We start from the raw sequence: 12447 nt of genomic DNA on the forward strand, positions 1-12447 counted from the left end.
AGCATGTCCAGTATCTAATAGGATTATATTTTCAGCAAACTCTTTTAATGCATATTGCTGGCAAACTTTCATACTCAACTTGTCCATATTTACATCCTCTTCAGGAATTTTTATAATTACAACGCCCTTTTCATCAAGTTCCCCTCTAACTTCATCTGACAATGAATCCTTGTTAAGTTTACATGACCCACTCATAGCACCGTAGCTATCGTCTCCTCTCATACCTAGAATGTCTTCAATTCCACAGCGCTTACTTATACTAATTCTAGGACCAAAGGATGGACATCTTAAAATGCACATAGAACATCCGTTACCATATCTTACACAGTTACCCATAGGACCTGTTGATCCTGTTGTTTCAACAAACACATCACCCTCTACATACTCTCCATCTTGAAGGTATACTCCATATAATCTACTATCTTTAAACTCAACATCACAAACTCTACTTTGAAACATTATCTCTATACCTAAATCTAGAAGATAGTTCCTAACCTCAGGCTCTATTCTACATACATCATATAATGTGGCATGTTTATGACCTGGAAACTCTATATTCTTATGCTTAGCACAGCTATCCATTAAATGAAATAAATCCCCAGCACCTAGTTTAATCATTTCCTCTGCTGCAGTAAATCTTCCATTATTTCTAATAATACCACCTACATTTCCAAGTCCTAAAAGAAGATCAGATCTTTCTATTAAAACAACATCGGAACCACTCTTTTTAGCTTGTAATGCGGCTGCACATCCTGCCCAGCCACCACCTATAACAATCACTTTCATCCTTAAGTCTCCTTTACGAATATTTCTGCGGGATTATATTGCTGTTTACAGGTTTTAATAAGTTCCCCTTTTCTATTTCTTATATGACAACTTCCACATATACCTTCTCCGCAGCACATAATAGCATTATTAATTGTTGAAAATTTCATATTCTTATTTAAAGAGTAAATATAATTTACAATTTTACTATGAAAATCATCACTTCCTGCGCTTAATACAACATCTATATTATTATCCTTAATTATGTTTTTCACTTGAACCTTTATATCTTCTAAAAGATTTCCATTTTCATCCAGGAATCTTGTATTTTCAACCAAATTACAGTTTAAATTTTTAAAATAATTCGTGGCACAATTTTCTTCACTTCGTCCCTTATCAAGTAGTACAAAACTCTTATTTTCTCTATATCCCAGTTTCTTACATGCAAGTACAGCAGGAGCAGTTCCAACCCCTCTTCCTAAAATTAAACAACTTCCTCCCTTTAATTGCTTAAGGTTATTAACTCCCTGTATGCCATTATGATACGGCCCCTTTATAAGAATTTTATCTTCAACAAGCTTTAGTGACTTAGTCTTAACCCCTTCTACCTTTATAATCATGGTTATAATATTAGTTTTTATATCACTTTCAAGTATAGATATAGGCGTGTTATATGCTTCTGTATCCTCTCTTCTTTTTAAGAAAACATATGCCCCAAACTCATTAAGTTCACGTGATAAGTAACTATCAACCTCAACCTTTAGTACAAATAAATCTTCCCTTATAAATTCTTTTTCTAAGACCTTAAATTCAAGGTATTCTCTACATTTTTTAGCTCTTTCCATATTCCATATATAGTCCTGATATATACATGTCCCTTTCCAGTTTAAGCAGTCACAAAATTTTTTACCCTTAAGCTGGGAACATACTATACACTCACCTTTTTCAGCTAATGAACATGGACAAAACTCTGACCCTGAATCTATGCAATCAACATAACTAAACATATACTTACCTCCTTTCCCATATAATCAAAATATTCTTTAAGTCTTAGGTTTGTTACATTGATAACAAAAAAAGTGCCTTATGGCACTTTTTAAAAGTTTGTATATATAATTGAAGTTATTTGTATAAATTATGTTCTACCTTATCACAACTTACAAGTGGATAAAAACTCTCTAAGTTATTATTAATTTCAATACTTAAATTCCCTATAACCTCACCAGCCCTAATTGGGGACATTACTTTAGAGGGTATGTTAATTTTAGTTGTAATTTTATTTTCTTCCCCTTTCCTTATAGGAAAATAAATATCTTCCTTAAGGCAAGGAACTATACTTCTTGTTTTAGATGATTGAACCCTTAATTTATTAACCTTAATAGAGTCTACCGAAATCTTAACATGTGAATAATTTTCCCTAGCAAAGTTAACAAGACTTTCGCAGTCCCTCCATCTATCACCACTGTTTAAGGCAACAGCAATATATCTTCCATAGGGATGCTTAATTGATGCTACAAGGCATTTTCCAGCATTACCTGTATATCCTGTTTTAACACCATCTGCATCCTTTACTCTAAATAAAAACTTATTTATATTGTTATATCCTCTATTAAACTCTCCACTTTCTCCAGAAGCTATTTCACGACATGAAGAAACCTTTTGGAATAAAGGGTTTTTCAGTGCATATGCAGTTGCAACTGCTAAATCCCTTGCAGTTGTTTCATGACCCTTAGCGTCAAGGCCATGTGGAGTTACAAAGTGGGTGTTATAAAGACCCATATCTAAAACCTTTTTGTTCATTAAGGCTATAAAATTATCTACACTTCCCTTACCTATATGTTCTGCAATTGCAACTGCAGCATCGTTTCCTGATTTCATCATAAGTCCATATATTAGTTCTTCAAGGGCTACTTTTTCCCCTTCCTTAAGACCTGCTGAGGAACCACTAACAGATGCTGCCTTTTTAGAAACTGTAACCATATCATTTAATGGTGCATTTTCTATTGCAACAATTGCTGTTATTATCTTAGTTGTACTTGCCATGGCAAGTATTTTATCATGATTTTTTCCATATAATACTCGCTTAGAATATTGGTCAATAACAACCGCTCCATGGCAATTAATCTTAACCTCATCTTTTTTGTATGCAGCTAAAGCAGATGTTTGAAATATTAGTGTAAAGCATAAAACTAATGTTATTATTTTATTTTTCATATAATCACCCCCACTTAGCTTGGGTTAATTACTTCACTATTATCATCTGACTGCTTAAGCTTTGATTGGATACTATCTATAACCTTATTAATCATTTCAGGAATGTTATCTATTAGTCTATCTATAGAATTTGTTTGAGTTACAGGAATCATTCTAACTTGATCCTTTGTAACTACTAAAAATGATACTGGGCTAACATTAATTCCTGCCCCACTTCCTCCTCCAAAAGGATATCCACTTGCACCATCTTTTTGTTGGTAGCATACAGGACTTTCTGTTCCACCTGAACCAAATCCAAATGTAACCTTAGATACTGGAATAATTATTGTTCCATCAACAGTTTCAACAGGATCTCCTATAATAGTGTTAACATCTATCATATCCTTTAGATTATCCATTGTAGTCTTCATTAGACCTTGTAGAGTATTTTCAGACATATTATCACTCCTTGACCTTAGTATTTTTTCTTATTATTAATATTTCCTTAAGCAAAATAAATATGATTGAAATTAGCTGAAATCCTCTGCCATTTAAAACATAATTAACCTTCATATTAAAATAACTTCTACTAAAATCAGGATAAACATTATATGTAAAATTAAACCTTTTAAAATTAAAAAGTTCTATTTTAATAATAGGTAACATACTTAGCAAACCTCCATATAAAAGTGCTGTAATATCCTTTCTTTCAAATCCATACTCTATGTTAATACTTAATTTAGCTAATAATTTACTATGGATTTTAGTATGAATTCTCTTAAGTGATTTTGTTATTATGTATTTTCTATTCTTTCTAAGATATATATTAAATTTAGAGTTAAAATTAGGCTTTTCCTTACTTTCTTTTTTTAGTGGGAGCTTCTTATTATTAATAATTGTAATCTTAAATGGAAATATGTTAATACTTAGGGTAATATATAGGTTTTCATACTTAAAATTTAGGGATATCTTAACTAATAACAAATATAAAATTAATAAAATCAAACAAATCATAATCACATCCATCTAATTCACTCCAAACAAAAAAGAATAAAATACATATTGTATTTTATTCTTCCACTAAATCCATATTAAATTCAACAAGTTCAGGAAGTTCCTTAATATTTTTAAATCCAAAATACTTTAAAAAATCATCTGTTGTAGTATATAAAATTGGTCTTCCTGTAGCCTCAAGTCTTCCTGCCTCTTTTATAAGGCTTCTCTCTAAAAGAGTAGCAACCGCCCTATCACTTCTAACTCCACGAATATCATCTATTTCACTTTTAGTTATTGGCTGCTTGTATGCAACAAGTGACAGTGTTTCAAGTGCTGCCTGTGATAGATTTTGCCTAGAGTCTGACTTAACAAACTTTTTTATATATCTTCCATAGTCTACCTTGGTTGATAACTGAACCTTATCATTAAACTCCTTAATTGTAAGTCCCCTTGATGCACCTTCATAATCTTTTTTCATACTTTGAATAAGCTTTTTTATATGCCTTACATCAATTTCCAGAACATCTGAAAGAGCCTTATATGAAAGAGGTTCACCTGATGTAAATAACAAGGCCTCTATTATACCCTTATTACTATTTTGTTCACTTTCAAATTCTCCAAGCTTGTCTAAAAAATTCTCCATATCTTAGACCTGCCTTTCTATATATATTGTTTCAAAATTTCTGTTTTGGTATACAAAAATTTCTCGAACCTTTATAAGTTCAAGCATTGCAATAAAAGTTACTATTATCTCTATTTTAGAAGTTGCCTCACTAAATACTGAGCTAAACTTTAGCTTTTCATTAATAATAAGTAACTCCCTTAAGTATCCCATTTTATCCTCAATAGTAAATGAATCCTTAGATATATTTTCATATACCCTTTTTTCACTTTTATGTCTATTTTCATAGTTGTCCATTATATTTTTAAAAGCTACCATAAGATTTTCTACAGTAATATTTTTAAAGAAAACTTCCTTATCTTCAATATCATCAATAACCTCAGGCTCCTTAAAAAATATAACCGTTTCTTCTTCTATAACCTTTAAGCTTTCAGCAAATTCCTTATACTTCTTATATTCAAGTAGCTTCTCTACAAGTTCAAGTCTAGGATCTTCCATAGCTTCCTCTTCAACCTTTTTCTTTGGAAGTAACATTTTAGACTTAATCTCAACAAGTGTTGCTGCCATAACTAGAAACTCACTTGTTATATCAAGGTCCATTTCTTCCATTTTTTTAAGGTATTCAAGGTACTGATCTGTAATATCTGCAATTGGAATATCGTATATATCAACCTCTGTTTTTTTTATAAGATGCAGTAAAAGGTCAAGTGGCCCTTCAAATGCATCTATTTTAACATTTATAGCCATAAATCACCTATACAAATAAGAAAATTATATATTCCATACCCTGCATAATTGCCATAGTAGCACTGGAAAGCAGCTGCTTAGTAGGTGGGAATAATAAAATCACAAATAATATTAATATACCTCTATTATCTATTTTGTAGATAGCTTCACGGACCTTTCCTCCAAAAATCTCAGCAAAAATCTTAGACCCGTCTAGAGGGGGAATAGGTAATAGGTTAAATATAGCAAAGTTAATATTAAGCACTACCATATAAACAAAGAACATATCCATGCCTTCACTTAGCATAATCCCATTAGCGCTAATAAGATAATATGTAAGGTAAGAAAGAAATGCAAGTAATATGTTTGCAAATGGTCCTGCAATAGATGTTATTATAATTCCTCTCCTAGGATTTTTATAATAATAGGAATTAATAGGTACAGGCTTTGCCCAACCAAACTTTACTATTAACAGCATTAATAATCCTGCTAAATCTATGTGTGCAAATGGATTAAGTGTTAATCTCCCTTCATATTTTGCAGTATTATCACCCTGTGCATATGATGCAAGCCCATGGGCATACTCATGAAAAGTTAACGCTATAATTACAACAATACCTGTAATCATAATCTCTGCAATATAATCCATAATATCCTCCTTTATTTAAAGTAATCTTTATTATTATATCATATCTACTAGTAACAATTATATAATTTTTATAATACTAAATTAATGTTCAGCCATAGTATATACAACAAAATCTATTATATGTTATATTTGATTTATTAGACTTTTTTATCAAAATAGTCTAATTTTGAGATTATTATAAAGTATAGTAAAGGAGTATGTATAGGTGCTTAAACAATCAAATGCAAAAGAGATCTTATCTGCCCTATCCTATGTTTTTGATGATGTTAGGATAGTTGATCCCTTAAATAATAGTGTGATTAGCATTATTGATTCCTTTTCCCTAAGCATAAAGCCCCATGAATGCTATAAGGTGTGGGATAAACACAAAAGCTGTTCAAACTGTATTAGTTATCAATCAACAATTCTAAACAAACGTATTTCCAAATATGAGTTTGTAAACAATGATATTTTCTATATAGTTACTAAACCAATCTCCCTATTAACACATGATGGTAATAATATTAAATGCTGTATAGAAGTTGTTAGTAATGTTACTAATGAAATATCATTTGGTACCTATGGAATAGATAAAACTATAGATAAAATTATTGCCTCTGAAAATAGGGTCTATATTGACTCATTAACAAAGATATATAATAGAAAGTACTTTGACGAAAGGGTATTTTGTAATTATATTGATTTTGAAAACCATATAACTTTTATAGTTATAGACCTTAAAAACTTTAAAAGTATTAATGATAATTTTGGCCACATAAAAGGTGATATGGTTTTAAGTAAAACAGCTAAGATTATTAATGATAATTTAGAGCCCTGTGACTTTGCTATAAGGCTTGGTGGAGATGAATTTTTAATTATTCTTAATAGACAATTAATTATTGACCCCCATTTTATAGTTAACAGTATAAAAAATCAAATGAAATCTTGCCTTATATATGATGAAGAAACTAATTCCTATGCAGAGGCTAATTTCGGTATTTCTTCAACTGATAATTTTATAAACGACCCAAAGTTTATAAGTAATTTATTAAGTATTGCTGATAACAATATGTATATTGACAAGTTAAAGCAATAATCATGATAACCCTATTAATACACAAAAATAGGCCACTACAAATTTTAGTAGTGGCCTAAAAACTCTCTATATTTTATTTAAGGTTAAGCCATGATTTAAATGATCCCTTAAGCATATCTAAATATCCAGCTTTTTCAACATTTTGATCAATAATTAGGTCTACGCTACCATAAACCTCACTACCATCAACTGCTACAACCTTACCAATCTTATCTCCCTTTTTAAGTGGAAGCTTCATGTCTTTGTTAAGTTCTATCTTAGTAGTAATATTAATCTTCTTACCTTTTTCAGTTAAAGCAACTAGATCTTCTGATGCTATAGCCTTTACAATTGCAGGCTTACCACCTTCTATCTTAACTTCTTTAACAACATCTCCCTTTTTAAGAACCTTCTGTGATGCTACCTTTGAGAATCCATAATCAAGTAACGCCCCTGCCTGTGCATTACGCTCTTTCCAGCTAGGTGCTCCCATTACTACTGAAAGCATTCTAACATCTCCTCTTTTAGCTGTAGATGATATACAGAACATTGCTTCCTTTATGTAGCCTGTTTTAAGTCCATCACACCCACTATAGTGTTTAATCATTTTGTTTCTATTAGTAAGAGTAAATGGTTCTTTACGTCCCTCACTAATAGTTTCCATCCAAATTTTAGTATAATCTAATATCTTAGGATGTTTTAAAAGTTCTCTACTCATTAAAGCAATATCATATGCTGTTGTATAGTGGTTTTCGTCATAAAAACCATATGAATTAACAAAATTACTGTTCTTCATTCCAAGCATCTGTGCTTTCTTGTTCATTAATGTAGCAAATTCATCTTCACTACCTCCAATAAACTCTGCAAGACATACAGCTGCATCATTAGCAGACTCTACAGCAATACCCTTAAGTAAATCCTCAACTGTTCTAACTTCCCCAGCTTCAAGGAACATAGTACTTCCACCCATTGACTGAGCCTTCTCACTAACTGTTACCTTGTCGCTTAACTTAAATGTACCATTATCTACACCCTCCATAGTTAAAAGCATTGTCATTACCTTAGTAACACTTGCAGGTGCAAACTTCTCATGTGAATTATATTCATATAAAACCTTACCTGACATAGGATCAACAAGCACTGCTGACTTACAGTTAAGCTTCATTCCACCTTCAGGCTTTTGCTCCTTATTCTCTACCTTCTTACTATCACTTGGTAAAGTATTCGCATTAACACTTGGCATAACTGCTAACACAAGCATAATACCAACTAATAATGACGCTAAAATTCTTTTCATAAAAAATTCTCCTTTCAATTAAGAAATCTATAATCTTGTTTTATTTTCCCCTAAATTTCAAAATTTATAGTATTTTTTATAAAATTTATTTTTATTTTTTAAAATTTAATCATTAAGCAAATTTTTAGTATTTATGTTATGATTAATTATCAAATTAAATTGTGAGGTGTATTTACTTGTTTAATAGTGCACTAGAGTATCTTCAAGGCTTTTTTGGATACTCTTCATTTAGGGAAAGTCAAGAGCCTGTTATAAAAAGTCTTTTAGAAGGTTATGATACCCTAGCTATTATGCCAACAGGTGGAGGAAAATCTATTTGTTACCAAATACCATCAATGTGTTTTGAGGGAACCACTATTGTAGTGTCCCCACTTATTTCACTTATGAAGGATCAGGTAGATTCTATTATTGAAAATGGATTTAATGCTGCCTATATAAATAGTAGCTTATCCTCCTTTGAAGTCGACAAAACCCTTAATAGACTTTCAAAGGGTAAGATTAAGCTTTTATATGTTGCACCTGAAAGATTACTTTCTAGGGATTTTTTAGATAGCTGCAGAGATACTTTGATTTCCCAGGTAGCTATTGATGAAGCCCACTGTATATCCCAATGGGGACACGACTTTAGACCTAGCTACAAAAACATTACTACCTTTATAAATTCATTAAACAGGAGACCGATTATTAGTGCATTTACTGCAACTGCAACTAAACTTGTTAAAGAGGATATTATAAATCTACTTAATATGAGTAGTCCTAATGTTTATGTATCAGGATTTAATCGTGAAAATCTTCATATTAAATCCCTTAAAATATCAAATAAACTTGAATATATAAAAGATTACCTTATAGAAAACAAAGGAAGTTCAGGTATTATATATGCATCTACTAGAAGAGAAGTAAATACTATATACGAATACCTTAATAATATTGGAATACACTGTGGTAGATATCATGCAGGGCTACTTGAAGGTGAGAGAAGCCTTATGCAGGAAGAATTCGTCTATGACAAATCAAATATAATCGTTGCTACTAATGCTTTTGGTATGGGTATTGATAAGTCTAATGTTAGATTCGTCATCCACTATAATATGCCAAAAAGCATAGAGGCATATTATCAGGAAATAGGCAGAGCTGGCCGTGATGGCATTGACTCTGAATGTATCCTTTTATTTTCCCCAAAGGATATATCAGTAAACAAATATCTTATTGAAGTCTCCTGTCAAAATGATTATTCAAGATCACTTGAAGAGGAAAAACTTCAATTAATGATTAACTATGTTTATACTAATCACTGCCTTAAAAAATACATATTAGAGTATTTTGGTGATGAAGCCTCTTCTATTAACTGTGAAAAGTGCAGTAACTGTACATCTGAGGGAGAGGTAGTTGATAAAACCTTAGATGCCCAAAAGGTTTTAAGCTGCGTTTATAGAATGAAAAAGAGCTTTGGAAGTGGTATGGTTGTAGATGTTTTAAGAGGCTCCACTAATAAAAAGGTAATTGAAAACTCCTTTGATACTTTATCTACCTATGGAATTATGAAAAACACTAAAAAAGATGATTTATTAGATTTTGTTAACACATTAATAAGTCATGGATATTTAGATATAACAGATGGGAAGTTCCCCCTTTTAAAGCTTAATCCTATGTCTATGAAGGTTTTAAGAGGCGAGGTTAATGTACTTCTTAAACAGTATGTAGTTAAGAAATCTCAAGATATTAATGATGATTTATTTGAACTACTTAAAGCTGAAAGACTAGTCATTGCAAGGGAGAATAAGATCCCACCATACTTTGTATTTTCAGACTCTACCCTTAAAAACATGGTTAATACAATGCCAATAGACGAAAAAAGCTTTATTAATGTTTCTGGTGTTGGAGAGAAAAAACTTCAAAAATACGGCTCACAGTTTTTACGTGTTATTAACTCTTATAACACTAAGAAAAACGCCTAAAATAAAAATGCCTGCAATTAAATTGCAGGCATTAACTTTATATAATTATTATTTAACAATTTCCTGTATTAAGTCCCTCTTATTAACCTTGTTAATGCTATAGGAATATGCTCTATAAAATCTATTAATAGAATCCTCAAGTTGTGAATCATTATTATAATATAAAATTCCAACCTCATCTCCTATCTCTACATAATCTCCTACCTTTTTCTTTAAGGTAATTCCAGCTGATAAATCTATTATACTGTCCTTGTGTTCACGTCCTGCACCAAGACAAAGAGCTGCTTCTCCTATAAGCTGAGAATCTATATGACTTATATATCCTGTTTCTCTACTTATAATGCTTAAGCTCTTAGATGAAGTCTTAAAAAGGGAGGTGTCATGTATATAATCCTTGTTACCACCTTGATTTGAGACCATTTCACAAAGCTTATCTAGAGCCTTTCCAGAATCTATTGCGCTTTGAAGCTTACTCTTAGCCTCCTCAAGGTTATCTGAAAGTGATGCCATCATAAGCATATATCCACCTATTTCAAGTGTTAAATCATAAACATCACTAGGTCCAGTTCCCTTTAATACATCTATAGCTTCAATTACCTCAAGTGAGTTTCCAATATTATATCCTAATGGTTCATCCATATTAGTAATAAGGGCAACCATTTGTCTTCCTGCACCTTTACCTATATCAACCATAGCCTGTGCTAAATCCTTAGCATCATCTAAAGTCTTCATAAATGCACCTGAGCCCATTTTAACATCAAGTACTATTCCATCAGCTCCTGATGCAAGTTTTTTACTCATAACACTTGATGCTATAAGTGATAGATTATCAACTGTTGCTGTAACATCTCTTAGGGCATATATCTTCTTATCAGCAGGTGCAATATGTCCTGTTTGAGCCGCAATTGCAATAGATATGTTGTTTACACTATCTATAAACTCATCTTCACTCATATTAAGCTTCATACCCTCAATTGACTCTAGCTTGTCAATTGTTCCACCTGTATGTGAAAGTCCCCTTCCAGACATTTTAGCAACTTTGCATCCACATGCTGCAACCATAGGTGCAAGGCAGATTGAAATTTTATCTCCAACCCCACCTGTTGAATGCTTATCAACTTTAACACCATAAATTTTAGATAGGTCAATCATATCACCTGATGATGCCATTGCCATAGTTAAATTAAGTGTTTCTTCACTATCCATACCATTAAAGTATATAGCCATTAATAGTGCTGATGCCTGATAATCTGGAATAGAGCCATCTGTATAACCATCTACAAAAAACTCTATTTCCTCCTTAGTAAGCTTTTGGTTATTTCTTTTTTTTAGGATAATATCAGAAATTCTCATAAAGGCCTCCTTATCTTACATTCTCTTTATGATCTCACCTATTAAAGCTTTAAAGTCCTTATTTACTCTGTTTGATGTTTCTATTACCTCATCGTGTGAAAGTGGCTGATCTAGTATTCCACAGGCCATATTAGTAATACATGATATGCCTAGTATCTTCATACCAGCATGGTTAGCAACAATAACCTCAGGTACTGTTGACATTCCTGTTGCATCAGCACCAAGTGTTCTAAGCATTCTAATTTCTGCTGGTGTTTCATAGGTTGGTCCAGTAACAATTACATATACTCCATCTACAACCTTAACTGAAAGATCCTTTGCAGCTTCCTTTGCAATTGAAATATACTCCTTATTATATGCCTCACTCATATCAGGGAATCTTGGTCCAAATTCATCTAGATTCTTCCCAATTAAAGGATTAGTTCCTGAAAAATTAATATGGTCATTAATTATCATTAAATCCCCAGGCTTAAATGAAGTATTGACACCACCTGCTGCGTTAGTTACTATAAGGCTCCTACATCCCATATATGCCATAACTCTAATCGGGAATGTAACTTCATTCATGTTATATCCCTCGTAGAAATGGAATCTACCCTGCATCATAATAACCTTTTTACCTGATAGTGTTCCATAAACAAATTGTCCCTTATGTCCCTCAACAGTAGAAATAGGAAATCCTTCTATCTCACCATATGGTATTTCTATTTTATTTTCTATGTTATCAGCAAGTGATGAAAGACCTGAACCTAGTATTACCATAACATCAGGTACATCCTTAATTATAGATTTTATTTTATCACATGATGATTTAATTTTATCTATCATATCCAT

At 31.8% G+C, this 12447-nt stretch carries 13 protein-coding genes; 2 read left to right on the top strand and 11 right to left on the bottom strand.

The genetic code is table 11. From position 1 onward, the window contains the following. The 8 genes from RR539_RS03600 to RR539_RS03635 form a co-directional block, all read right to left on the bottom strand. Positions 1-786 (bottom strand): FAD-dependent oxidoreductase (locus RR539_RS03600; RefSeq protein ID WP_332483395.1); only part of this gene is annotated, 786 nt, incomplete at its 3' end. 2 nt (positions 787-788) lie between these two features. Further along, positions 789-1772, bottom strand: coding sequence for a sulfide/dihydroorotate dehydrogenase-like FAD/NAD-binding protein (locus RR539_RS03605; protein WP_332472795.1), 984 nt, complete (start codon positions 1770-1772; stop codon positions 789-791). Between the two features lie 115 nt (positions 1773-1887). Continuing rightward, on the bottom strand, positions 1888-2979 hold the full coding sequence (locus RR539_RS03610; protein WP_332472794.1) for a D-alanyl-D-alanine carboxypeptidase family protein: 1092 nt from the start codon (positions 2977-2979) through the stop codon (positions 1888-1890). A gap of 14 nt (positions 2980-2993) precedes the next feature. After that, the gene (ytfJ, locus tag RR539_RS03615) at positions 2994-3416 is read right to left on the bottom strand and encodes a GerW family sporulation protein (protein ID WP_332472793.1); all 423 of its coding nucleotides are present in this window, start codon (positions 3414-3416) and stop codon (positions 2994-2996) included. A gap of 4 nt (positions 3417-3420) precedes the next feature. Further along, positions 3421-3942, bottom strand: coding sequence for a DUF2953 domain-containing protein (locus RR539_RS03620; protein ID WP_332483396.1), 522 nt, complete (start codon positions 3940-3942; stop codon positions 3421-3423). Positions 3943-4027: 85 nt separating this feature from the next. Further along, entirely contained in the window at positions 4028-4597 is a 570-nt protein-coding gene (gene scpB / locus RR539_RS03625; protein WP_332472791.1) for an SMC-Scp complex subunit ScpB, read from the bottom strand. Between the two features lie 3 nt (positions 4598-4600). Next, positions 4601-5323, bottom strand: coding sequence for a segregation/condensation protein A (locus tag RR539_RS03630; RefSeq protein WP_332472790.1), 723 nt, complete (start codon positions 5321-5323; stop codon positions 4601-4603). Between the two features lie 7 nt (positions 5324-5330). Next, positions 5331-5951 carry a site-2 protease family protein gene (locus RR539_RS03635; protein ID WP_332472789.1) on the bottom strand — a complete coding sequence of 207 codons (621 nt, stop codon included), beginning with the start codon at positions 5949-5951 and terminating at the stop codon, positions 5331-5333. Positions 5952-6156: 205 nt separating this feature from the next. Between RR539_RS03635 and RR539_RS03640 the strand changes: the two genes are divergently transcribed. After that, positions 6157-7026 (top strand): GGDEF domain-containing protein, encoded by an 870-nt coding sequence (locus tag RR539_RS03640; RefSeq protein WP_332472788.1) that lies wholly within the window; start codon positions 6157-6159, stop codon positions 7024-7026. A gap of 73 nt (positions 7027-7099) precedes the next feature. Here the strand turns inward: RR539_RS03640 and RR539_RS03645 are convergent, their stop codons facing one another. Next, a complete protein-coding gene (locus RR539_RS03645) occupies positions 7100-8302 on the bottom strand; it encodes a D-alanyl-D-alanine carboxypeptidase family protein (protein ID WP_332472787.1) in 1203 nt (400 codons plus the stop codon). A gap of 176 nt (positions 8303-8478) precedes the next feature. Between RR539_RS03645 and recQ the strand changes: the two genes are divergently transcribed. Beyond that, a complete protein-coding gene (gene recQ / locus RR539_RS03650; protein ID WP_332483397.1) occupies positions 8479-10260 on the top strand; it encodes a DNA helicase RecQ in 1782 nt (593 codons plus the stop codon). A gap of 48 nt (positions 10261-10308) precedes the next feature. On the opposite strand, the gene RR539_RS03655 is transcribed toward recQ, so the two are convergent. Further along, on the bottom strand, positions 10309-11613 hold the full coding sequence (locus RR539_RS03655; protein WP_332472785.1) for a pyrimidine-nucleoside phosphorylase: 1305 nt from the start codon (positions 11611-11613) through the stop codon (positions 10309-10311). A 15-nt stretch (positions 11614-11628) separates the two neighbouring features. Next, the gene (locus RR539_RS03660) at positions 11629-12447 is read right to left on the bottom strand and encodes a purine-nucleoside phosphorylase (RefSeq protein ID WP_332472784.1); all 819 of its coding nucleotides are present in this window, start codon (positions 12445-12447) and stop codon (positions 11629-11631) included.

The organism is Clostridium sp. (assembly GCF_036639235.1).
In the GTDB taxonomy this organism is placed as follows: domain Bacteria; phylum Bacillota; class Clostridia; order Clostridiales; family Caloramatoraceae; genus Clostridium_AB.

Excerpts from the sequence above, each read along its gene's own strand:
- RR539_RS03605 (WP_332472795.1), bottom strand. The coding sequence starts at position 1,772 with ATGTTTAGTTATGTTGATTGCATAGATTCAGGGTCAGAGTTTTGTCCA.
- RR539_RS03610 (WP_332472794.1), bottom strand. The coding sequence starts at position 2,979 with ATGAAAAATAAAATAATAACATTAGTTTTATGCTTTACACTAATATTT.
- ytfJ (WP_332472793.1), bottom strand. The coding sequence starts at position 3,416 with ATGTCTGAAAATACTCTACAAGGTCTAATGAAGACTACAATGGATAAT.
- scpB (WP_332472791.1), bottom strand. The coding sequence starts at position 4,597 with ATGGAGAATTTTTTAGACAAGCTTGGAGAATTTGAAAGTGAACAAAAT.
- RR539_RS03630 (WP_332472790.1), bottom strand. The coding sequence starts at position 5,323 with ATGGCTATAAATGTTAAAATAGATGCATTTGAAGGGCCACTTGACCTT.
- RR539_RS03635 (WP_332472789.1), bottom strand. The coding sequence starts at position 5,951 with ATGGATTATATTGCAGAGATTATGATTACAGGTATTGTTGTAATTATA.
- RR539_RS03645 (WP_332472787.1), bottom strand. The coding sequence starts at position 8,302 with ATGAAAAGAATTTTAGCGTCATTATTAGTTGGTATTATGCTTGTGTTA.
- RR539_RS03655 (WP_332472785.1), bottom strand. The coding sequence starts at position 11,613 with ATGAGAATTTCTGATATTATCCTAAAAAAAAGAAATAACCAAAAGCTT.
- RR539_RS03660 (WP_332472784.1), bottom strand. The coding sequence starts at position 12,447 with ATGGATATGATAGATAAAATTAAATCATCATGTGATAAAATAAAATCT.